The organism is Paenibacillus segetis (assembly GCF_014639155.1).
Lineage (GTDB): Bacteria > Bacillota > Bacilli > Paenibacillales > Paenibacillaceae > Fontibacillus > Fontibacillus segetis.
Window position 1 is genome coordinate 2,404,033 of the sequence record NZ_BMFT01000001.1, and the last position, 22,761, is coordinate 2,426,793.

Consider the following 22,761-nt stretch of genomic DNA (forward strand, 5'->3'; position numbering starts at 1 on the left):
GATTACATCCCCTATTGAATTTCCGGCGCAAAGTCACCATTCAGGTATTTTTCACTTAACTTTGAGATGGTTCCGTCTTCGATCAATTCTTTAATACGTTGATTAACATCTTTCGTTAACTGTTCACTATTCTTTCCTTTACTAAGAATTAGGTAACTGTAAGGTACCCCAATTCGATCCGAATCTTCTTGAGACAGGGGAATGGCTTTTAGCTTCAAACCATATTCTTTGATATACAATTGCAGCATTGCTGCATCAATTAAGTTAAAATCATCTGCACCACTTTCAACATTTTGCAAAACCGTAGCAAGCTCAGCTTCAGAATAATTTAGAACTACCGGTTTTTTAGCAAATTGCTTATTATAATTTTCCAAAGCCACGGTGTAATTCACGCTAGGACTTACTGAAGTCTTCTTCCCTTCCAAATCGGCAAAGGTTTTGATATCATCTCGGCCTTCAGCAACAGCAATCACGAACTGATTTTTAAATATCGGGTCGGAATAGATATATTTTTCTTTTCTCTCAGCGTTGCTAGCAAAATTGTTTGCGCCAATCTGATAACGATCTGAATCTAGTCCAGCAAATATCGATGGGAACTCTGTTTTTTCAATGTTAATCTTGTATTGGGGTAAGCCTTCGAAAATAGCCTTCACGACCTGAATGTCATAACCATCGATCTCATTACTATCATTTACATACGAGAATGGTTTTGGAGCACCACCCGTAGCAATATTAATCGTTGTTGTTTCCGTTTTTGCAGCATCAGCACTGGCACTGGCATTTTTATCAGATGAATTGCCATTTCCGCAAGCTACAACCCCGACGAACAACACAATTGCCGCGATACTTAACCCTAGTTTTCTCCACGTATTCATCTTCATTTCCCCCTATGTTCTACTCTTGAATTTATTCTCTGGGTCTGAACTTTTTTCTTGTCTATTTTGAGGTTCTGACCATAATCCATCAAAATCAATCTCATTCCAAAAACGTGTATTGTAATCAATAAAGATGGTTTCTTTATTCCCATTTGATTTAGCCAAATCCCGTAGATACGTGTTGTTCTTAAATGCTGGAACCTGATATAAATCACGCGCATAACCCCAAATGTTGTTAAAATCAATAATACGATTACGGATCGGACCCAAATTTTTGAAATAATATGTATCAAAGCGAGCTAGAGTTACAAATAAACGGACATCGGAATCTGTGACATAGTCCCCAAACAAAAATCGATTGGTTTCTAATCTTTCCTCAATAGAATCAAACGCTGCATACAGGTGATTGAACGCATCATTATATGCTTCTAAAGATTGGGCGAACATGGCCTTATAAACACCGTTATTGACGTGATCAAATAAGAAATCATTGTACTTATCAATTTCTTCTCTTAATTCCACCGGATATAAATCAGGTGCTCCTTCTTTATGAAATGGTGCAAATTCATTCTCTAAATAATTAGTCAACCAGACGTAATCGTTATTCACTACTTTCTTAGTCGTAATGTCAACCACTGCCGGTACGGTTGGTCTTCCTTTAAAATCAGGATCACCATTTGCGTAAAGTTCGCTTAGAAATTGCACACCTAATACTGGATCCGTATTATTCTCATCATTGACAAATTCCCATCCGAGATTTAGTTCATGCTTCCCGTGTCCTACTAGATTAATGCTGATTACATCTTCTAAGCCTAATAATTCTCTCACGATTGAGGCACGATTAGACCAATGGCATCCCTTCGCCCAAATTAACCGGTAACGACCTGCTTCCACAGGCAAGTTACCTTCTCCCTCTCCAAAGGGTGTATCAAAGCGATTCTTTTGCCGAATAAAGTATCCTTTTTCGTCGATTTCATGTTCTGTCTCTTTAGGTCTAACACGTACATTTGCACTTTGTGTCATTTACTTCTCCTCCTTAAATTTTAGTACTCTACCATGTTCCGTAAGCCACCCAGTTAAATCTGGACCTTTGGGTAAAATTTTCGAAAACGTACGGTTGGGATCATTCGTAATGGATAGATGATAATGCGCTTTAATCGCTGCAAAATCAGTTGTATCCCCAAAGCCTGGTGTTTGATATAAGTCTCTGGCATAACCCCATAAATTCGGAAAATCCACCAGCCGATTGCGATTGACTCTGAACGCTGTATTGTAGGCAATATCAAAGCGAGCAAGTGTCACATACAAACGAACGTCCGCATCCGTTAATTGACTGCCAAATAAATAACGCTGCGTAGCTAATCGTTCCTCTATCTCATCAAGTAATTGAAAGACTCCATCATAGGCTTGCTCATATGCCTCTTGAGAGCGGGCAAATCCTGCCTTATATACACCATTATTAATACCGTGAAAAATCCGCTCATTTAGCTCACGAATGTCTTGTTGTAATTCATCTGGAAATAAATCTGGTGCTCCCTCTTTGTGCAGCTCTTTCCAAGCTGTTGCCAAATAGTAGGTCAATTCGTGATAGTCATTATTGACTACGGTTTGTGTTGTAATATCAACGACAGCTGGTACAGTGGGCCTGCCTGCATATTCAGGTTCCGTATTGAAATAAACCTCACTGATATAATGAATACCTAATATCGGGTCCACGTTCTTGTCATCTAGTGTAAATGCCCAGTCCACTCGATCAATTTTCGGTCGTAGCGGATCCGCCGTCCCAACACTTATCACTTCTTCTAACCCAAGCAATTTTCTTACAATAATAGAACGATGCGCCCATGGACATACAGGTGACCATAATATTCGATATCGATTTGCTTCGACTGGCAGCTCTGCTTCGTTCTGTCCAAATGGAGTAGTAAAACGATTTTCCTGCCGTTTGAAGGCACCTGTTGTTTCGATTTCAGCAAGTTTTTCTGTCATCTGCGCATCCCTCCTCTTTAAAATCTATTTCTATCATGAGGTTCATTCCAAATAGATATATCAGGACCCTTAGCTAAAATTTGATATGGATTTTCCGCATGATTTCCTAAGTGATAACCTCTCTTTATGGAATCAAAATCTGTTGTATCTCCGAAACCTGGTGTCTGATATAAATCCTTTGCATAGTTCCAAATATTAGGGAAGTCAACGATTCGATTACGATTCGTTCTGAACACGGAATAGTAAGCCACATCAAAACGTACTAGTGTCACATAGAAACGAACATCTGCATCTGTGATTTTATCGCCAAATAAATATCTTCTAGATGAAAGTCTTTCTTCTAATTGATCTAATCTAGCAAATAACACATCATACGCTTGTTCATAGGCTTCTTGCGAATGAGCAAATCCGGCTTTGTACACGCCATTGTTCACTTCATGGAATAAGGTATCATTAAATTCATCAATATCAGCTCTTAAGTCCAGCGGATATAAATCAGGTGCATTTTCTTTATGAAATGGCTTAAAGGCTGTTTCAAAATAATTAGTTAATCTGAAGTAATCATTATTAACTACCTTTCTCGTAGTTACATCCACTACAGTCGGTACGGTTGCTCTTCCATGGTATGTGGGATCTGTCTCTGCATAAATTTCAGGTAAATAACGAATACCCAGTATAGGATCAACGCCACCTTCGTCTAACGAAAATTCCCAACCATTTTCAGTCCGAACAGGACTCGTGGTGCCAAGGCTAATCACATCTTGTAATCCCAACAATTCACGGACAATCACTGCACGATGTGCCCAAGGACAAATTCTTGCCCACAGTAAGCGATAGCGTCCTGCTTCAACCGATAGCTCTTCAGGTCCATCACCGAAAGGAGTCGTAAAGCGATTTTTCTGGCGATTAAAAGCACCTTCCTTTGTAATTTCATTAACATCTTCGTGATTAACGATTTGCGTATCCAAGATCGTATTATTTTCCTTTGTCATAATTACCTACCTCTTTTCAGTTGATTTCTTTTTCTGTATAAACAATGGGAATTGTGGATTCAATTTTTATTTCCGGTTTCGCGATATACCCTAAGCTTTCATAAAAGCCTACCGCTTGTTGTTGACTCGTAATTACAATCTTAGGATGACGACCAATTTCTGTTATCCACTTCTCGGCTGCCTCAATTACGATTCGTCCATATCCCTTATTCTGTAATTCCGGAATGACCCCTACCCTTTCAATCTTGGCGTACTCTTGGTGCTCTAAATTAATGCGTGCAGTTGCAACAGCGGTTTTATTGTCTTCTAGTAATATGTAATTGTATTTTTGACCATAAACTTCATCAAATTCTAATTCTTTTGGAATTCCCTGTCCGTTAACGAATGTTTTGTTCCTTACTTCGTAGACATCGGCTAATTGCCAAACCGAATCAACCCTGTAGACTTCCGTCATTCATACTACCCCCTAAAATAAAACTTCTCCGGTTTATTCAATGATTTGTACATCTTATATAACCTATTTAGTTCATCGAAATTATATTACTATAATTCCTACCTGTAAACTCGGTAATGTTTTTTTCCATATTATATGTATTGCTTTCTATTGTCAATACACAATTTGGAAGAATAAATAAAAAAATAAGCTGCTTCCGGCACTTTACCAGAAACAGCTTATTTTTTATTTACAAACAGAATTCAAGACTAGCATTAATCCGTTAAAATCGCGTTTGCGATTAGCCTGTCTAACCTGCGGATGTCCACTCCTTTTTGCAATTTCACTTTGATATGGCCCGCACGTGTCCACAATTCAACCTCAGCATTAACATCAAGAAACTTCCCTGCGTTCTCAGTGGACCACATATTAATTGAAGAATACGGCAAGGAGTAAATCTCCACCTTTTTGCCTGTAATCCCTTGTACATCTTTCACGATCAATCTTTTATTTGTAAAAATCGCGTTGTCTCGAATCGTTTTATAAGCAGCAACAGCTACTTCACCTGCCACTAACAAGTCACTAACATCTTGTGGGATAGGACACTCTGATACAAAAGTCCATTCTAACATAAATTGTAGTTCTGCCATCTACTTAACCTCCTAATAATAGGTTTATTCAATAAGCTATCATTCGACAGCATCTCCCAATTTCCTTCTTATTCCATATCGCAAATGATCAACACATGAAAAAAAGACACTAACTTAGGGGTTAGTGTCTTTACTAGTACCTTCTTATTCCTTCTCTACGACAACGCCAACATCGCGTTCATATCTTCCTCGGCAGTAGTAATCAACTTCAAGCCGAAGAGATCAACCAGCACATCCAGTACACCAGGCGAGATGAACTCGGGTGGCTTCGGCCCGATACGAATATCCTTAATACCAAGGCTAAACAATCCTAATAGGATAGCGACCGCTTTTTGCTCAAACCAAGACAATACGATGCTAACAGGTAAATCATTCACGGTACAGCCAAAAGCATCAGCCAATGCCAAAGCTATTTTCACAGTAGAACCGGAATTATTGCATTGTCCAAGGTCAATATAACGAGGGATACCCGTATCTCCCACGGTTCCATAGTCTATGTCATTAAAACGAAATTTCCCGCAAGAAGTGGTTAAGATAACCGTATCATTGGGTAGTGACGTCGCCAATTCACGATAGTAATTCCCACCAGCGCCTGGTGCGTCACAGCCTGCAATGACGAAAAAGCGGCGAATGTGACCGTCCTTGACGGCTTGAATAATTTCAGGGGCAAGGCCAATCACTGTTTCATGATGATATCCGGTCGTAAGTACCTGCTCAGATTCTACATCTGCCGAAGGTAGCGATAAAGCACGCTCAATTAGTGGAGTAAAATCGTCTCCAATGATCTTTGCAACACCTTCCAGCCCCGCAACTTCATAAGAGAAAAAGCGATCAGCATAGGTTCCTTTAATCGGCATAACGCAGTTCGTCGTCGCAAGAATTGCACCAGGGAACTGCTCGAACAATCTGCGCTGATCGTACCAGGCTTTCCCGATATTTCCTTTCAAATGCGAATATTTTCGGAGAGCCGGATAACCATGAGCAGGCAACATTTCCGAGTGGGTATAGATGTTAATACCCTTACCTTCTGTCTGCCGCAATAGTTCCTCGAGTGCATACAAATTATGTCCTGTTACTACAATACATTGTCCTTCAATTTTATTCTGACTGACGGTAGTCGGCTGAGGAATGCCAAATCGTTCTGTATGCGCACGATCTAATAAGTCCATAACTCGTACTGCAGCATTTCCTACCTTCATCGCCATATCCAGATGTTCCTGTGTATTAAAGTTGGAGTTCGTCAAGGTCATATACAGGGCTTCATGGGTAATACGATCCACCTCTGGATCAGTATATCCCAGTCCTCTCGCATGTGTTGCATACGCTGCTATTCCTTTTAATGCAAAAATCATTGTATCCTGCAAGCTCGCTATGGTCTCGTTTTTGCCACACACACCAACAACAGTGCACCCTCCATCAGGTGTCTGTTCACACTGATAACAGAACATATCATTATCCTCCATATCTAGATAATTATAGGAACCTATTGTTGATCACAGCGTAACAGAGCTCCATGCCGCAAGGTGTGATTGCACGCACATTTTTATAATAAATGATAACTCATGTCCATTATCTTAACGACAAAACTACTTCTTCACTTGTCCGAATTTTACCGATTCGGGGAAAGATAGTTTTACATACATAATCATGCTCTTCTTTAGTCCCCGCAGTCATAGCATCTTCCACAAAAATTTGATGATACCCCTGCTGGTAAGCTTCTCTTGCTGTCGTGTCTACACCGATAGAGGTAGAAATACCGCACAACACAATCGTATCAATTCCCCGGCGCCGTAACTGCAAATCAAGGTCAGTACCGAAGAATGCTCCCCATTGCCGTTTGGTAATCTTGTGAGCATTCGGGGTATCAGCTATTTCAGGTACAAATGAATCCCAGCCTTCGGGTAATTGCATCGGGGCCATTTTTAAATCTGTTTCCGGCTTTAACATATCCTTTCCATCCAAAGATGAGACTCTTACAAGAACTACAAATGCACCTTTCTCCGTAAATGCATGTACCAATTTACTCGCATTTTGAATAACCTGCGCACCTGTATAAGGGCCACTCTGACGACCATGAGCAATTCCATTCTGCAAGTCTATAACCACCAGTGCCGTTTTTGCAGCATTCAATTCAACTTCTACTCCTTTTAAATCCTCCATCTTCTTCTCTCCCATTCTATTCACTTATTATTTAATGCCAACTCATGTATGTTAAGTTTCGTATACACCTTAAAATAAACCCAGATCGCATTTAACAATAACAACGCACTGGTAATAAGGAATACATAATGGATACCAAACCACGCTGCCACTTGCCCACCTAACACCGAACCTGCAAATGTGCCTAAATATCCTGCCGACATGTTAAAACCAAATACTCTACCTGTAAGAGAGCTCGGCGTAATTTTTTTGATCAGGATATTAACAGAGGGAATCAGACCTGCTGCTGCCAACCCGAACAAAAAACGTAAACCCATTAACTCCCAAGGATTACGTACAAAAGCTTGGGGGATGAAAATGAGTCCTGCCGCAATTAGGGCGACTAATATCACTTTCTGTGCTCCTATTTTGTCAGAAAGCTTCCCGAGTCTTGGAGCAGCGATGATATTCGCCAGTCCTGATGCTGAGAATACGAATCCAGCTAACAGTGCGACATGACTTGTATTCCTTGATAACTGCGTAATATATACGGTTATAATAGGCTCTACAGAATACAAAGCCACCGTCAATACGAAAAAGGTAACAAACAAAGTAAGAGTCAAGCTTTTCTCAGGAACAATACTCCATACTTCCTTAATACTTAACGTCTTTTTGTGCTCACGAACAAAGTTTTCCTTTACTAAGAATACTGTCGTTATAAACGCAATCAAAAGGAGTGCACCCGTAATGAAAAATGAATGTTGTATACCAAAGTTCTCGGCAACATAACCACCAATCGTGGGCCCAAGTAAAGACCCAGCAATATTTGCCGTTGAAAGTGTGCCTAATGCCAACCCTGCATGTTCTTGGTCCGTCTGGGTTGCGATCAATGTTGTACAAGCTGTACTGTAACCGGTGATAGCCCCCTGCAACATTCTGAGTCCGATCAATACATATACATTGTGAGCAAACCCCATACTTCCTACCACTACCGCCATCCCTAGGCTTGCCCGCAAGAGCATAGGTTTTCGTCCGTATTTGTCAGCCGCCATACCCCAAATAGGTGAGAAAATTGCCGAGATGATAAACGTAATTCCAAAAGCTATACCGGAATATTGTGCAATAGAATTTGCATTATGAACTCCCAGTTGCTTGATATAAAGCGGCAAGATCGGCGCTAACTGACTCATTCCCACACCTGTTACAAACATCCCAAACCAGCAAACGATTAAATTCCGTTTCCAAATCGGCATAAATAAAAGCCTTCCTTCTGCTATGGTTCAATTATTGTACGGAATCACTTAACAATAACATCCTCATATTAACAGCCGGATCGGCTTCATTCCATGCATTATATTAAACTCCATGGACATTTTTGCTGTAGTATTCTGATGGACTTATTCCTTCAATTCTTTTGAATATCCTGCTGAAGTAAAATTCATCCGTAAATCCAAGTTCCCCAGCTACCTCTTTAATTTTTTTGTCACCTTCAAGAATCATTTCCTTAGCTTTATCCATTTTCATTTTATTAAAATACTCAATAACAGAATATCCTGTAACAACTTTGAATGCTCTCGATAAATAAGTAGAAGATAACTGAACTAAATCTGCTAATTCAGTTAAGGTGACTCTATGATTCATATGTTGATTCATGTATTGAATGATCTTCTCAATTTTTAAAGAAGTAGCGTAATTTTGATTTTGTTTTTTTACATTTTGAGCTATTGCAATGAATAATTGCTGGAGCAAAGTCTTTGACATAAACTCATATCCTGGTAGTTTCGCATTCCAGCAATCAAGTAATTTTTTAAACAAATCCTCAATTTGATAATAATCCTTTAAATGTTGTGCAGCGTCTAGCGAGAGCATTTGCACTTCGTCACAAACAGACCACTTACCTTCATTAAAGCTCACGTTTGCATAACTAAAGTGTACAGATTGAAAACAGATCGGAATTTCAGTATCTATCTCTATTGAATGCAATACATCAGGACAAATGTAGAATAGCATACCTTCTTTAAGCTGATAGCTTTTCTTACCAATGACTACGTTACCCTTCCCACCGGTAAAAAAGATAAGTTCATGATGTTGAAGAGTTCTAGTCAATTTCTTCAGATGTTTTCTTGGTTCTTTAAACTTCTTGCCGTTACAGTAGTGAATGTGAAAAAACAATTTATTAATATTCATATTTCCTCCATGATCAAAAAAAGTAGCGGTCATCAATCTATGTTTACAGCTGTTCAAACATTGACATATTTACGCAGGTAAAAATTGAATGCAACTGTTTTTTACCTGTTTTTTCAACAATGCAGCTGAGATAATAAATACAGAAAGTTCCTTCCAAAATATCCCGGAGGTGGTCGACGTGAAAACGATTAAAAGAATTACTTCAGATACAATAAGTGAGTTTGCAGAAAAGATTGAACAAGCTAAAGAGAATTTCATACCTATGTTACCCTTTGTTAGGATGCCACTGCATAATTTTGATATTTATAAATTTTTCAGTGACAAAGGTATTTATTTAATTGATTACATTGAAGATGAGTATTGTCTATACCATCTTTATCATTTAAGTGAGGGGGATGATACTTTAAGAGCAACGTTAATTCTTCCATCCAATTGGGATAAACGGTTCGAAATTATCGAACAATCTATTCCGCACATTAAAGAATGGTTCTTGGAGGAAGATGACTCTAAAAAGTTTATCATTCAATCGCTTGAATACGGTGAAATTGAATATTATCCTACACTTTCCCATTACTTAATTCCTACCATTGTTAGAAATGGATATGAACCAAAATACAGAATGTATATGAAAAGGGATGGGAGTCTCCCCCTTCCTCAAGTAACTGAACTCGATGAGGGCTTATCAGAAACAAATTATTCGGATGATCTTCTAGATGATGTTACAAACTTCTACTATGACTCTACCAGTAATTATCGCTATTTCACAAATTGTACTCATGATGAATTTCTGGAAATGCTAGAACAAGATTTCACTATTCGAAATTCAAAGTTTATAACCGATGATCAAGGTAAAATTGTGTCTGGTATTATTGTAACTCAAGACTTAGAGAAAGTATGGATTGATAATTTCTCAGTAAGTCCTGAATATAATAACAGCCATATCGGTGAGTACCTTTTAAGTAAGACAATTTTAGATTTGTCCAAAGATTACCCTGACGAGACACTTTATATTTATTTAAATAGAGACTGTTATGACGCGATTTCGGCTTGTGAGAACAATGGTTTTGTTCCGTTTGAATTCTGGACGGACATGATTTTTGAGAGATAATATCCTTTTATTAGCACTAATGGAGGTCTATTTATTGAATTATAAAAATGCTAAAGATATATTTCCTCCCGAATTGTTAAGAGAGATTCAAAACTATGTTCATGGTGAGCGAGTATATATTCCGCAACTGGAAAATGTGAGAACCGATTGGGGTAAAAAAAGTGGTTCAAGACAGGAGATCACTTTCCGAAATAATGAGATTTCAAAAAAGCACAAAGATGGATTAAGTATTGATGAATTATCTGAAATCTTCTGTTTGAGCAGTGAGTCCATTCGAAAGATCGTCTATAAAAACTTAAAAAATGCAAATAAATGCATAGAAGGAGATTCAAATGTCCAAAAATCATAGAGGCAAAGGATTGTATTCCTTACCTTCCAGAGGAAGAGGAACATGTCCTGTTTGTAAGGCAACGCGCATCAAAGTATTATATGCACTTCTAACTCAAAACGATGATAAATTGACTGTATGCAAGAGATGTCGTAATAAAACAGTAAATATTTGATGTTACAAACGCCTGAACATTGATGTTTGGGCGTTTTATTTTCAGGATTATAATATGGCGATCATCGCAAGTTCCTATTCTACAAATTATCTAGTACATCTTTATAATACTTTCTTAAATGTTCCTTTAAGATAATAGGTTCTACTATGTTGATGGATTTACCATAGCTAACCAGATAGTTAACTATGAACTCAACTTCATTTGGCTCATACCAACCAACAATATAGTTACTTTCATTCTCGGTGATTAGCTCCATAGATGGGAACTGTTGCTGTTGAAAATGCGCTACCCCATCTTGATCTATTAAGCACTTAAATTTAACTGCGTGTTCAGATGGTTTCCAGAGTGAATGTGCATTATGAACATTAATATCCGTTAAGTCAATTAACGGTTCAGTGTTCGTTATTTCCACTGAAGTAATACGATCGCAGCGGAATACGCGATAAGCTTGTTTCGTTACATCATAAGCCTGACAATACCAATAACCTTTCATTGCATAAATAGCGATTGGCTGAATGCTACGAGTTCCTTCTTGTTGCGTTGTTTGATAATAGATGTTCAATACTTCTTGTTTAATGGCTGCAAGCAATAAGGTTTCTAAATGTTCACTTTCTTTGATTTGCTCTGTGTTGCGAAAGATGACCCTGTCTTGAATTCTTTCTATATGCTGACGTTGTTTTTCTGCTAATGCGTTAATAAATTTCTCATGAATTGAATGGAATGATACTTGAAAAGGTAGATCCGAGAAGCTACGCAGTGCCTGCATTGCGAAATAAAGCGCATAAATTTCCTGACTGTTAAAAGAAATCGGGGGTAATGTCATTTGATTCAGTAAATAATAACCTCCATACCGACCGTATTCCACATAAATGGGTGCACCAATCTCCTCTAGTGACGAAATGTCTCGTAATGCTGTTCTCTTAGAAATATGAAATTCTTGCATTAAATCTTGCAACATAAACCGTTGTTTTTGATTGATAAAACGTAGCATTTGATTTAAACGTTCTGATTTTTTCATAAAACGACCTCTTAATGGTGCCGATTATTGTCACCTTTATTTTATATACTTGTTAGTGTAATAAAAAATTGATTGGGAGGCAATATCATGAATTTTGAAGTAATTACATTTCTATCGCTGAATGGTCAAGGCGCCGCTGCTATTGAGTTTTATAAGAAGTATTTAGGAGCGACTGTTCTTTTCAAGAAAAACTATAAAGAGATGAAGGAAATGAATCCTAATTTTACTTATGAAGAAGGTCAAGATGAGTATATTACACATTCCGTGTTACAAATCGGTGCGAATAAGCTAATGCTTGCCGAGGAAGCCATGGACACTACAAGGCCTTGGCAATTAGGCAATAGTGCATCTTTATGTATTCAGTCTCAAGACAAAGTCGTAATTAAGAATCTCTATGACTCGCTTATTCAACATGAAAGAGTTATCATTTTAGCACCCTATGAAGCTAATGCGTTTAGTCCAGGCTATGCCATTGTACGGGATCCATTTGGAGTTATTATTCAGCTTTGCGTAACGGTACATGATTTTTAACTATCATATTTGATTTTACAGACGCCCGAACATAATTGTTTGGGTGTTTTTTTATATGTAACAACGTTTTTTTTGTTGGAGTAAGAAGTCTATTCGAAAAAAGATACACATAAACTTAAAAGGCACAGAACTTTATATAAAAGGAGATTATTAAAATGTCAAAAAATCATAGAGGAAAAGCGCTTTGGAGATTACCTTCCAGAAGTAGAGGAACATGCCCTGTTTGTAAGGCAGAACGTATTAAACTACTATATACATTACTAACGGAAAACGGTACGAAACTAACGGTTTGCAAGCGATGTCAACATAAAATAGTCAGTGTGTAAATGCCCATAATACAACAGAACCATAGGTTAGAGAGTATAGTAGCAGCTGAGATTCCTTTCATTTGATTTATCTGTCAATTTGGGACGTAAACCTTCAAACACTTGGTTGACATCTATAGCCTATATCACAGGCAGAAAGGAAGTGACTCTAAGTCACTTCCTTTCTGCGCTAATAAACTATTTCAACCCCATTACTTCAAAGCCGTAAATTCTTGCTGCCGTATCTCCACCTTGCGTAGGCTTATTAATAACAAGACGTACATAGCGGGCTGAAGTTAATTCGATGGCATGTCTACTTTCACCTTGCGTATTATCGTTGACACTAACCGCATCGATCCATTTTTTCCCGTCAATGCTATACTGAATTTTATAATCACGAGTATTAAAAGCTGCTGGCTCGCCGCCCATCTCCGCATGTTTTATTACAAATTCGCTAATTTTATGTTCGGCATCCAAATCAACCGTCAATGTATGCGGTGCTTCGCCCACTGCACACCACTTCGTCTTGTCATTCGTGTCCAGCGCAAACTTCGGAGCCTCGTTGTCATTCACAAAGCTGGAAGCGCTCGCCGTCTTGTCAAGAGCTAAGTTAACGATACCGTTAGTCGCTTCTTTAGTTACGGTAATTAATTTCTTCTTCAACACATTTTCGCCAACACTATTTTTGGCTGTTAAGGTAACTTCGTAATTTCCTTCTTCTCTATAATTCACTTTCGGATTACGCTCCGTGCTGGACGACGGCTCGCCGCCTGGGAAACTCCAGTTCCATTGTTCCGTTACCTCGGAAGATAAATCCGTCAATTGAACCGTGTCGCCAGGAGCTATCAAGGTTTGTTCCGCTTTAAAGGCTGCGATCGGTTGTGGATACTCTGGCCATTTGAAGCTTACAGCCGCCCCTTTGCCTTGTTGATAATGACGGTTCACTGGTATTACCACTATTTTCGTCGATAACTCTTTATCCAATCGCTTCATTTCAGGAACATAATACACGTTATTACCGGTACTCCCTAACAGAATATATTTACCATCAGGCTGAACGCGATAGACCTGATAGTATAATACATCCGAATGATCTTCAGGCTCATTCCATGTCAAGCGGGCGTCTCCATAAATTCCGTCCCGGAACTCATTCTCCGTCACCTTTAATGTTGTTACAGCCTTCACCATTTTCGCATTAGCCTGATCTTTTGTACTTATTACTGACAACTGTCCGATATGAGCAACGTAATCCGCTTTCCCCTTCGTCGCCTCAAATTTCAACGATAGTCCTACGATTTTTCGTCCTTTATACTGTTCTAATGAAATACTTCCTTGTTTCCAAGCTCCCTGCTCCCCTACGGGTTCCCACTTCTTCGGTTCAAAAAATTCATATTCGTCAGGTGCATCAGAAAAAGCAGCACCAATCTTAACTTTACCCGCATCGGAGTTAGCCTGGTAAGTAACAGACAATTCCGTCGTTGCTGCTACAGGCATATTCGCTTTGTAAAGCTTGATATGAGTTGAGGAATCCTGCGCCAAATCACCTGCTACTTTCAGGGAGGTGCCACCATAAAAGGATTTATTAAAATCAAAGCTTGGTTTAAGAGTTCCACTTCCTACCGTTTCCGTAATCCAACGCCAGGTTGGCAATATGTCCTGCAAACTCCTGTTGCTCCAATCCTTGTCGCGCATAACTTTCCCATTGACAGCGAATATATGACCATTCCCCGTGTTAAAGTGCGTTATAAACTCGGAGCCTGACAGCACGGTCTTATCAACGATGTCATGGGCAATTCCTCTCCAAGAAAGGGGATCTGCACCTTCTGGTAGCGCTGTTTGCTCTGGATTTTTATTATTTCCGACCCAAAAAATTTGTTCTTTCTCCAAATATTCTTCATTACTCTTGGAACTGTTGAACGCCCAATCTGTTCGATATATTCCGAGTGAAGTGGTCCCCGCTTGGCCGTCCGGAAAAATCACTGGCCAGTTATAGCTGCCCTCGTACCCTTCAGCCTCCACATCGATACCAGCATATAAGTCATATGGGCTGCGCCCCAACTCTTTCGCCTTCGTAGAAGAATTCAGATACGGTGTAATGTAGTCGTACTTTCCATTCTTGTCATCCCTGTACTGCCAGCGGAAATCGATAAATAAGTTATCCGAAACACGCTGCCCCATATCCTGAAAAAACAATTTATTCTTATCCGTTAATGAACCTTGCCACTTGACTGGTCCATCATCAATCATCGAGTCGTACCAAATAATTTCCATCCTTGGCCCTTTAATTTGTTGCACATACTTTAGGAAGTTCACCATCTTCTGGGCATCCTCTGGCGTTCCCCCCTGCGTCTCCTGATTAATAAACCAACCGTCGAAGCCATAGTAATTCGCTACTTCGATAAGCTTATCACCTACCGGAAATGAACCGTCCTCATGTTGTGCTAATAAGTCATGCAACCAATCGATCCTACCACCATGCTCCGTTTGCGGCAAGAAAACGGTTCCATAAACCGGGACCCCGTTCTTATGAGCAGCATCGATTACGTCTGCACTCGGCGGTACAATCAACCCCTCACCAGCCGAGCCCCCCCACATCACTAATTTATCGATATATTGCCAGAAACTGAACGTATACGTATGAAACTCTTCCGAGCCTTGCGAAGGCGCCCCGCTCGTACTTGAATACATAGAAGATAAAGCAATTACTTTTGGATCGACTTGGGCATGCTCATTCACTTTGGCTCCTGTTACACGTCCCTCCTGCAGCTTTACTGATCCTCTGTTAAAGGCGGCATCCGGATCTTTGTCAGGTGACCACTTCAGAAGAGTGTTCGGGTACCAGTAAGATGAATGTGGCTGAGCAGCCTCGGCATGATCTGCAAATGCGAATAACGACACAGCCAACAGCGTTGTACCCGCCAGCAGTGCACACTTTTGCTTCCACTGGCTTCTTGAGAAATAGTTCGGTTTAATTTTCTTCATAAATATCCTCCTCGTATCCGCTTCTTACTGCTCTATTGTCCCAAGTAAGCGCTTCCGTGCACAAGTTGAAAAATACTAGATCATGATGGATAAACTAAAGATCTGCACACAAAAGAGAACTAAGCCCCATTCAGCCTACTCCTTCTCTTATTGAATTCCCTTCATTCCAACAACATCGCTATTCATTTTAATTTTTAATAAGTATAATTAGACTATTCAATTATTTAGATTATTAAAGGAGATTATTACTTTGGAAGACATAGGACATGGAAAACTGAGATCTTGTTATGCCGTTATTTTTTCAAGCCAACGCACTCCAGGAGATCATGGTTACAGCATGATGGCTGATAAAATGGATGAACTTGCATCCCAGCAGCCTGGTTACTTAGGGATGGAAAGTGTTAGAGATTCTTCAGGTGCCGGAATTACTATCTCCTATTGGGACAGTTTGGATGCTATAAGTAACTGGAAGAAAAATCAATCCCACATGATTGCTCAAGAGAAAGGCAAACAAGATTGGTACGAAAATTACTCGGTCAAGATTTGTAAAGTTGAAAGAGAATATCATAGTGGGCAATAATTGATATACACCTATTCAAAAAAATCCCCCTTACCGGGGGATTTTGCATAGTTATAAGTATCATAGAAACGATCTATCCATTTCTGATAACCACTCTATACATACTGGAATAAAATGCTTAAAAGCTCTTACTCTTAATCGTAAAATTACGTACTTTCATCCATTTCCCTGCAACAAATTCATCAATCGTTCCCGTCTTGGATCTCAGACAAAAGCGATGCTGCGTTCCTCTATCAAAACCCGAAGCTTCAAAAATCAAGTCATCACCGATTTGCTCCTTAAAATACACCTGCTTTAACCCCAATCGATTCAACATTTCAGTCTTTACATTCTCAATAAATGCACGTGAATAAACTTTTGCCATATGTGTTCCCCCTAGTAGTTAGTTATTCCAGCTGAATCAACAACCCTATTTCTGACGGTTGTAGAAGACATTATAAGCCCCCCTTCTTCACAAAATGTGTTGTATATTCTCCCTCTTCACTAATCTCCAAGCAATTTAAACTGAAGCCAAATACACAGCCACCGTCAATACCAATCTTATCCCCCATAGGACTAAACCAAATATCCTCACAATCATGAAGATTAACTACGGGTGTATGCCCGAATACAACTTTCTTTTGTAAGTTGGTTGCATGATTAAAGAACGCATCTCTTATCCATATATAATCGCGTAATGGCTGGCTTTCTCTCCAATTCTCATGTTCTGGATTAATTCCCGCATGTACAAATATGTGATGATCCGTTTCATAATAAAGAGGCAATGATTTTAGAAACTCGAGATGATTAGGGTAATTATTCTTTATGTATTCTTTACCTTCTATATATAAATCCCTTTCAGAGCCATCATCGGATAAATCCAAACCACTATAACTCTCAACAGTTTGAAATGCCCCATTTCTTATCCAACGTGCATCATCTTCTTCATTTTCCTTTTCAAGTGCGTCTACCATCATCTGATCATGATTTCCTCTAAGAGCGATTACTCCCCATTCTTCAACTAAAGATTTCACTTGCTCTACTACTTCTTTACTCTTTAACCCTCTATCAACATAATCACCTACTAGTATCAGTTGATCTAGCCCCTGCTTATACTCCACTTTTTTTAGGAGTTCATTGAACTCATCGTAACAACCATGTATATCACTGATCACTAGCGTTCTGATAATATTCCCTCCTAGTCACCCAAAGTAGAATAATCCTTGCTTACAAAGAATAACAAATAAGTGGAGGCAACTTCAAATTAAAATTTAAAGTGTTATTAGAATCAGGAGGGAAAATGATGATTAACTTAATTAGTGGCTTACTGGGTAATTATTCCGAGGTGTCCATTCCCGAATTAAAGAGCCAGTACGGAGCTTATCTTATGCCCCAAGAACAAATTCATATGGGCTTCAAGCTAATCCGTGACGCGTTTATTATTACAAATGACAGATTAATTCTTATCGACCATCAAGGGGTTACCGGAAAAAAAACTCGTGTCGCCTCAATCCACCTGAACTCTATTTATGAGGTTTCTATGGAAACAGGAGGCACCGGCTTTGATGATTGTGAAGTTACTATTCACTATATTACCTCTCCTTATCACAAAAGCAATAATTTACAGACCGCTGTCTACAAGTTTGAATTCGGCAAGAAATTCAATGTACAGCCACTGTATACAGCATTACTCAGTATTGCCGATGAGAATCTCCTGCGTTTGAACTCTTAATCTTCATACACCTTCCATTACAAACAAGGTCCCTCACCAGAGCACTGATGGGGGAACCTTGGTTTAGTTGACCTATTAATAGATCCCCTTCTTCATTTTCCTTTTCGTAATCAAACTTCCCAGGAACCAAAGTCCAACAATCCAAATCAGTATATAAGTTAGTTGTCCTTTAAATTCGAATATGCCGTTCCCCTTTTCGACCCCTTCAATAAGTGTCATATATTCCTTTTGCGGGAAAATACTAAAAATCGTATCAAGAACTTTGTTCTTCTCCGTGAAGGAATAGAAACAGCCCGCAAGTATGCTTGTTATGATATAAATCCCACTAGATACTAATGACATGTTACTTTCCAGAGTGGATGCAATAAACAGCGCTAATGCCGTAGATAGAGCACACACGATAACCATCAATATGGCTAACATTCCATAACTATAACCAATGTCTACCCCAAACACTCCCTTTGTAACAACAAGTGCAAGATAGGCTGGTATATACAGACAAATGAATGTGAAGATCCCTTGTACAAAAAGATATGTCCCTTCACTTACGGGAGCCGTTAAAACCCTTCGAAAGGTTCTTAAGATTCGATCCTCCGGAAATAGCGTTATTAGAGCAACCCCCTGCATCAAAATAATCATCAGAATGAACCCTAAGATATTCGCTCCTACGCCTCTTTTTGTAATATCACTTTGATTACTTTCCACAACTTTACTTGGGTCGAAAAAACTTTCAATTTTTTCCTTTTCTTCTTCGCTTTTTAATGTTGTTATCTCATAAGAACCATCGCTCTTTTCTTCCACAATGGCCGTATATTTGCCCAAAAGGAGACTAGATTTTGCTGGTTTCTCGTTCATTACTTTAATTTGTAACTTATCATTTTGAGTCATATTTGGAGCATGATCAGAAACCAAAGCGATATGAGCCTTCGTATTCGATTCCCCGGAAAATAATACAGCGATTCCAATCATTAGCGGTAAAATAGCTACAATGACAATAAATGCTTTTTTACTCAAAACTCTATTGAAATTATTTTTAAATAGCTGAATTACATTCATACGTATTCCTCCGGTTTAAAAATGATTTGACTGATAATGATGCAGACTAAAGAACCTATCAGCACAATTGAAAGTGTTGGTAGGTATATACTAAAGTCATGATCATAAATAATCCGAAAGGCACATTCTGTAACCCATTTGACTGGTGAGAGGTATGATATTTTCTCCACGACATTCCCAAGATAAGCCACAGGAAAGAAGACCCCTCCAAAAAAGACAAACAATAATACGACAAGTTGTTGGAATGTATTTGCTCCTTCTTCACTTTTAAGAATGCAGCAGAACAACGTTCCTATAGAGCAGCCAAATAACGTTAATATATTGATGAGTACCATAATATACAGTAGATTCTTTCCTCCATAATTAATATGGAAAAGTGATTGTCCTACAAGCAATATAATACTGAATGCAACCGTGCCTACAATATAAGTAGCTATTAATTTAGATAGATAGATTTGTGTCTTGGAAACGGGAGCATAGATGATACGGGTATTACCACTTTTCACCTTTTCCTCCATGAAAGTATTGGAAGCAGTCATGGCGATCAGTAGCGCTGTAAAGATCATCATCGTGACACCATAATAATCATAGGAACTGATATGATCTGCGCCATAACCACTCTTTGTTACAAAACCCATGACCATAATCATGATTAACGGAACAATTGTATTGGAAATGACGAGCGTCGGATTCTTAAGTATATTGCTCAAATCTAGTTTCAATATTTTGATGAAGTTCATATGATCCCTCCTAATCCCTCAGACTTCTTCCTGTCAATTCTAAGAATGTGGTCTCTAAAGATGCCACTTCGCTACTCATGTTTTCTATTTTGCAGCCATTTCCTAGTATTACAGCGATGATTTCATTTAGATTATCAATTGACTTGTCGGAAGTGATTTCAACCTTGTTGTCATAAATTTTAACTTTGGTTACGCCACTAATTCTGTTTAGCTGCTCTTCACTTAGTTCATCTAAATTGTTCACACTGAAATAATAGGTGATTTCATCATTTACTTTCTGGTTTAATTCTTCTTTGGTCCCTTCGGCAATAATCTTGCCGTCATTCATAATGATGATTCGATCAGAAATGGCTTCAACTTCTTCCATGTAGTGAGTGGAATAAATCACTGTGGCCCCTCTACTTTTCAGAGTCTTAATTGATTCCAATATATGATTTCTTGATTGTGGATCAATCCCCACTGTGGGTTCATCCATGATTATTACTTGTGGCTGATGAGCAATAGCGCAAGCAATATTTAATCTTCGTTTCATACCGCCGGAGAAGGTTTTGGGTTTATCATCTTTACGATCATAAAGCCCCACGAGTTCCAGAGCTTCCTTGACCTGGTTATCTAATTGATGCCCCTTAAGTTTATATAGACTGGCGAAAAAACGTACATTTTTCTCGGCCGAGATTTCTTCATAAATGGCCAGATCTTGAGGAACGATTCCAATCCCCTGTTTGATGAGTTTTGCGTCTTTTTTTAAGTCATGCCCCATAATCGTTACTTCGCCGTGATCAGCTGATAATATAGTGGCCAGAATATTGATTGTTGTACTCTTACCCGCCCCATTAGGGCCAAGCAAACCAAGGATCTCCCCTTTATTCACAACAAAATTGATCCCATCGACAGCTTTCTTCGATTGATAATTTTTTTCTAAATCTTTAACTGTAATCATGTTATTCATACCTATCTCCTCACTTTTCTGAATGAGTTCTTCGTCTTTTAAATTCATTAAATATTCTCATTTGTTCGCCTGATTGATCCTCTTCCATTTCCATAACAGCTTCTTCCTCAAAACCATCCTGCTCTACACCGTCAAAACGGTACAGTTTCTTTAACAAGCCCCACAAGGTTTCCATTTCATCCAACGTAAAATCTTTAAATACATCTGCGAAAAAGTAAATTCCTTGTTCACCACATTCCTGCGTAACCTGTTTTCCAGTGTTCGTCATTTTTACATTAATAGCGCGCTTATCCTTCTGGCTTGGTACCGTGCTGACGAAACCCTTATTCTCCATAACCGTGATCATTTGCTTCACACTCTGTTTGGTGGTACCTAACTTTCTCGCAATATTGTTGACGGTTGTTTCATCTTCCGGCAAGTGAAGAATGGCTACCATAGTCATAAACTGTCTTGATGTTAAGTTCTCCATGTATTTATCACCCTGTACCTGAAGCTTATTACTAAGCGAAAAAAGTGTCCCATATATTTGCTGCATCAAAAATAGCTCTCTTAAATGATCCATATTTCCTCCTCTGTTATTTGGACAATATACTGTCTAACTTAACCAGAATATACCACCTCATTTTTATTTAGTCAATATACTGTCTAATTTTTTTAAAAAAATATATCCTATCCTTGAATCCAAGAGAATAGTGAAATAGCTCATATATAATAGGAGAAAAAACAATATTCCCGTTAATAAAGAACGGTCAGGATTACGCAACTATATCCAAGCAGATAACGTAAATAATATATAATGCATTCGAAAGGATGAACCACTATTCTGGTTGTAGACTCCCCTAAAAGAAACAAACTTTCCTTAATGCTCCCCATCATTTGCATCATGATTTTGATCGGTTTTATTATTGTCATGGCTAATACCTATTTTTCCAAATCTGTGTTTTTTATAAATCAGCATAAGTATAAACAAGTCAGCTCGCAAAACAATACGATCAGCTACCGATCCGGCTCTGTAGACGCTCCAACCATCGATGTACATATCAATGACCAGAACAGAAAAATACTTATCAACAACGAAGCGTATTTTATTTATAATGCTAAAGGTATGGGAGTCAATAAATATTCAGTAACTTATCCTAATGGACATAAATATGAGGTTGTCGTGAATCAATCACAATTTTTTATGAGCTATGATGAACACGGGGAATACGTTTCAGAAATATCCTTTTATGTAAATGGTCAAAGAATTATCCAAGAAGGAGAAGAGGAATACCTGCCTAGTGCGTTGGTTATCGCGGCTTATTCGGAGCACCATACCAAACAAGGAAGTCTAGCGCTATTTATCTTATCGTGGCTTCTGCTCATTTACGGGTGGTGTGGATTCCGATATGAGAAATTTCAAAAATTCTTATTCCTCATCTCGCTTCGCTGGATTTGGACGAATGACCACGAACCGAGTGATTTTTATTATTTCATGAGTAAAGTAGGCGGAGTTCTTGTTATGATTGGATCCATCGTACTCGCCATCAAATCCTTTTTTATATACTGATGCATTTGTTTATTTCAAAGGTAGCGCTCATTTTTAAACTCTGAAATAATGTGCTAGTAATCAACTGTTCCTTTTTAGGACAGTTTTTTGTTTCTTCTACATCATTCATGGACTTTTACCACCTACCGGATAGAGAAATTCCCTACCCCCAGTGGAACCTTTAAGGGCTTAGATTACATAGAATCTCCCCCTGGTATTAATGTAACTATTTGTTGTTTCAAGCGTTAGATTTTATTAAGGAGCTGATCAAATGTCTGGTGTGGCGAATATTATTTTTGGATTATTTATTATGGCATTTGGTTTGTTTGCTATAAGGAAACCCGATTCATGGTGGTTTAGAAGATTAGGTGATGATTCTGATCAGAGCGAAGAACGCGTTTCTTATTTAAAAATTGTAGGAATACCTATTACTATTTTTGGATTATTAGTGATTGCAGCTGGCATTGTACAATGTTAATAAAGCT

General features: G+C 38.6%; 27 protein-coding genes. 9 read left to right on the forward strand and 18 right to left on the reverse strand.

Annotated features, from left to right (window positions below):
- Positions 1 to 11: 11 nt before the first annotated feature.
- The 10 genes from IEW05_RS11170 to IEW05_RS11215 form a co-directional block, all read right to left on the reverse strand.
- Positions 12 to 875 (reverse strand): transporter substrate-binding domain-containing protein, encoded by an 864-nt coding sequence (locus tag IEW05_RS11170; protein WP_188538689.1) that lies wholly within the window; start codon positions 873 to 875, stop codon positions 12 to 14.
- Positions 876 to 887: 12 nt separating this feature from the next.
- A complete protein-coding gene (locus IEW05_RS11175) occupies positions 888 to 1,898 on the reverse strand; it encodes a glutathione S-transferase C-terminal domain-containing protein (RefSeq protein ID WP_188538691.1) in 1,011 nt (336 codons plus the stop codon).
- Positions 1,899 to 2,864 (reverse strand): glutathione S-transferase family protein, encoded by a 966-nt coding sequence (locus IEW05_RS11180; RefSeq protein ID WP_188538693.1) that lies wholly within the window; start codon positions 2,862 to 2,864, stop codon positions 1,899 to 1,901.
- Between the two features lie 17 nt (positions 2,865 to 2,881).
- Entirely contained in the window at positions 2,882 to 3,856 is a 975-nt protein-coding gene (locus IEW05_RS11185) for a glutathione S-transferase family protein (RefSeq protein WP_188538695.1), read from the reverse strand.
- A gap of 16 nt (positions 3,857 to 3,872) precedes the next feature.
- Positions 3,873 to 4,310 carry a GNAT family N-acetyltransferase gene (locus IEW05_RS11190; protein WP_188538697.1) on the reverse strand — a complete coding sequence of 146 codons (438 nt, stop codon included), beginning with the start codon at positions 4,308 to 4,310 and terminating at the stop codon, positions 3,873 to 3,875.
- 254 nt (positions 4,311 to 4,564) lie between these two features.
- Positions 4,565 to 4,939, reverse strand: coding sequence for a PH domain-containing protein (locus IEW05_RS11195; protein WP_188538700.1), 375 nt, complete (start codon positions 4,937 to 4,939; stop codon positions 4,565 to 4,567).
- Positions 4,940 to 5,094: 155 nt separating this feature from the next.
- Positions 5,095 to 6,387, reverse strand: a complete 1,293-nt coding sequence (hcp, locus tag IEW05_RS11200) for a hydroxylamine reductase (protein WP_188538701.1) — start codon at positions 6,385 to 6,387, stop codon at positions 5,095 to 5,097.
- 121 nt (positions 6,388 to 6,508) lie between these two features.
- Positions 6,509 to 7,114 carry a hydrolase gene (locus IEW05_RS11205; RefSeq protein ID WP_229753433.1) on the reverse strand — a complete coding sequence of 202 codons (606 nt, stop codon included), beginning with the start codon at positions 7,112 to 7,114 and terminating at the stop codon, positions 6,509 to 6,511.
- Positions 7,115 to 7,119: 5 nt separating this feature from the next.
- Complete coding sequence (locus tag IEW05_RS11210; protein ID WP_188538705.1) at positions 7,120 to 8,331, reverse strand: multidrug efflux MFS transporter; 1,212 nt, start codon at positions 8,329 to 8,331, stop codon at positions 7,120 to 7,122.
- A 103-nt stretch (positions 8,332 to 8,434) separates the two neighbouring features.
- Positions 8,435 to 9,265, reverse strand: coding sequence for an AraC family transcriptional regulator (locus IEW05_RS11215; RefSeq protein ID WP_188538707.1), 831 nt, complete (start codon positions 9,263 to 9,265; stop codon positions 8,435 to 8,437).
- Between the two features lie 178 nt (positions 9,266 to 9,443).
- Between IEW05_RS11215 and IEW05_RS11220 the strand changes: the two genes are divergently transcribed.
- Genes IEW05_RS11220 through IEW05_RS26205 form a run of 3 tightly spaced genes read left to right on the forward strand, consistent with a single transcriptional unit; the run spans position 9,444 to position 10,876 of the window.
- A complete protein-coding gene (locus IEW05_RS11220) occupies positions 9,444 to 10,373 on the forward strand; it encodes a hypothetical protein (protein ID WP_188538709.1) in 930 nt (309 codons plus the stop codon).
- Positions 10,374 to 10,407: 34 nt separating this feature from the next.
- Entirely contained in the window at positions 10,408 to 10,722 is a 315-nt protein-coding gene (locus tag IEW05_RS11225) for a CD3324 family protein (RefSeq protein WP_188538711.1), read from the forward strand.
- Positions 10,706 to 10,876 (forward strand): hypothetical protein, encoded by a 171-nt coding sequence (locus IEW05_RS26205; RefSeq protein ID WP_505817983.1) that lies wholly within the window; start codon positions 10,706 to 10,708, stop codon positions 10,874 to 10,876. Before IEW05_RS11225 ends, IEW05_RS26205 begins: the two co-directional genes overlap by 17 nt.
- 79 nt (positions 10,877 to 10,955) lie before the next feature.
- Here the strand turns inward: IEW05_RS26205 and IEW05_RS11230 are convergent, their stop codons facing one another.
- On the reverse strand, positions 10,956 to 11,894 hold the full coding sequence (locus tag IEW05_RS11230; RefSeq protein ID WP_188538713.1) for a helix-turn-helix transcriptional regulator: 939 nt from the start codon (positions 11,892 to 11,894) through the stop codon (positions 10,956 to 10,958).
- A gap of 87 nt (positions 11,895 to 11,981) precedes the next feature.
- Here IEW05_RS11230 and IEW05_RS11235 point away from each other — a divergent pair, with 87 nt between their 5' ends.
- Positions 11,982 to 12,425, forward strand: coding sequence for a VOC family protein (locus IEW05_RS11235; protein ID WP_188538715.1), 444 nt, complete (start codon positions 11,982 to 11,984; stop codon positions 12,423 to 12,425).
- Positions 12,426 to 12,580: 155 nt separating this feature from the next.
- Positions 12,581 to 12,751, forward strand: a complete 171-nt coding sequence (locus IEW05_RS26210) for a hypothetical protein (RefSeq protein WP_505817986.1) — start codon at positions 12,581 to 12,583, stop codon at positions 12,749 to 12,751.
- A 177-nt stretch (positions 12,752 to 12,928) separates the two neighbouring features.
- Here IEW05_RS26210 and IEW05_RS11240 read toward each other — a convergent pair whose 3' ends face one another.
- Positions 12,929 to 15,712: an endo-beta-N-acetylglucosaminidase gene (locus IEW05_RS11240; RefSeq protein ID WP_188538718.1), complete on the reverse strand. Its 2,784-nt coding sequence runs from the start codon at positions 15,710 to 15,712 to the stop codon at positions 12,929 to 12,931.
- A gap of 250 nt (positions 15,713 to 15,962) precedes the next feature.
- Here IEW05_RS11240 and IEW05_RS11245 point away from each other — a divergent pair, with 250 nt between their 5' ends.
- Positions 15,963 to 16,292, forward strand: a complete 330-nt coding sequence (locus IEW05_RS11245) for an antibiotic biosynthesis monooxygenase family protein (RefSeq protein WP_229753340.1) — start codon at positions 15,963 to 15,965, stop codon at positions 16,290 to 16,292.
- A gap of 118 nt (positions 16,293 to 16,410) precedes the next feature.
- Here the strand turns inward: IEW05_RS11245 and IEW05_RS11250 are convergent, their stop codons facing one another.
- Together IEW05_RS11250 and IEW05_RS11255 are read right to left on the reverse strand one after the other, a co-directional pair.
- Positions 16,411 to 16,656: a hypothetical protein gene (locus IEW05_RS11250; protein ID WP_188538720.1), complete on the reverse strand. Its 246-nt coding sequence runs from the start codon at positions 16,654 to 16,656 to the stop codon at positions 16,411 to 16,413.
- 70 nt (positions 16,657 to 16,726) lie between these two features.
- Positions 16,727 to 17,446, reverse strand: a complete 720-nt coding sequence (locus IEW05_RS11255) for a metallophosphoesterase family protein (RefSeq protein WP_229753341.1) — start codon at positions 17,444 to 17,446, stop codon at positions 16,727 to 16,729.
- A 128-nt stretch (positions 17,447 to 17,574) separates the two neighbouring features.
- On the opposite strand from IEW05_RS11255, the gene IEW05_RS11260 reads away from it, so the two are divergent.
- The gene (locus IEW05_RS11260; RefSeq protein WP_188540827.1) at positions 17,575 to 18,003 is read left to right on the forward strand and encodes a PH domain-containing protein; all 429 of its coding nucleotides are present in this window, start codon (positions 17,575 to 17,577) and stop codon (positions 18,001 to 18,003) included.
- Positions 18,004 to 18,078: 75 nt separating this feature from the next.
- Here the strand turns inward: IEW05_RS11260 and IEW05_RS11265 are convergent, their stop codons facing one another.
- The 4 genes from IEW05_RS11265 to IEW05_RS11280 are packed head-to-tail and all read right to left on the reverse strand — an operon-like array spanning position 18,079 to position 21,310.
- Positions 18,079 to 19,059 (reverse strand): ABC transporter permease, encoded by a 981-nt coding sequence (locus tag IEW05_RS11265; RefSeq protein WP_188538722.1) that lies wholly within the window; start codon positions 19,057 to 19,059, stop codon positions 18,079 to 18,081.
- Positions 19,056 to 19,799: an ABC transporter permease gene (locus tag IEW05_RS11270; RefSeq protein WP_188538724.1), complete on the reverse strand. Its 744-nt coding sequence runs from the start codon at positions 19,797 to 19,799 to the stop codon at positions 19,056 to 19,058. The genes IEW05_RS11265 and IEW05_RS11270 overlap by 4 nt, the downstream gene beginning before the upstream one ends.
- A 10-nt stretch (positions 19,800 to 19,809) precedes the next feature.
- On the reverse strand, positions 19,810 to 20,748 hold the full coding sequence (locus IEW05_RS11275; protein WP_188540828.1) for an ABC transporter ATP-binding protein: 939 nt from the start codon (positions 20,746 to 20,748) through the stop codon (positions 19,810 to 19,812).
- 10 nt (positions 20,749 to 20,758) lie between these two features.
- Positions 20,759 to 21,310, reverse strand: a complete 552-nt coding sequence (locus tag IEW05_RS11280; protein ID WP_188538726.1) for a MarR family winged helix-turn-helix transcriptional regulator — start codon at positions 21,308 to 21,310, stop codon at positions 20,759 to 20,761.
- A 321-nt stretch (positions 21,311 to 21,631) separates the two neighbouring features.
- On the opposite strand from IEW05_RS11280, the gene IEW05_RS11285 reads away from it, so the two are divergent.
- Both IEW05_RS11285 and IEW05_RS11290 read left to right on the forward strand, forming a co-directional pair.
- Positions 21,632 to 22,297, forward strand: coding sequence for a DUF6199 family natural product biosynthesis protein (locus IEW05_RS11285; RefSeq protein WP_194434116.1), 666 nt, complete (start codon positions 21,632 to 21,634; stop codon positions 22,295 to 22,297).
- A 250-nt stretch (positions 22,298 to 22,547) separates the two neighbouring features.
- The gene (locus tag IEW05_RS11290) at positions 22,548 to 22,754 is read left to right on the forward strand and encodes a DUF6199 family natural product biosynthesis protein (RefSeq protein ID WP_188538730.1); all 207 of its coding nucleotides are present in this window, start codon (positions 22,548 to 22,550) and stop codon (positions 22,752 to 22,754) included.
- Positions 22,755 to 22,761 lie beyond the last annotated feature (7 nt).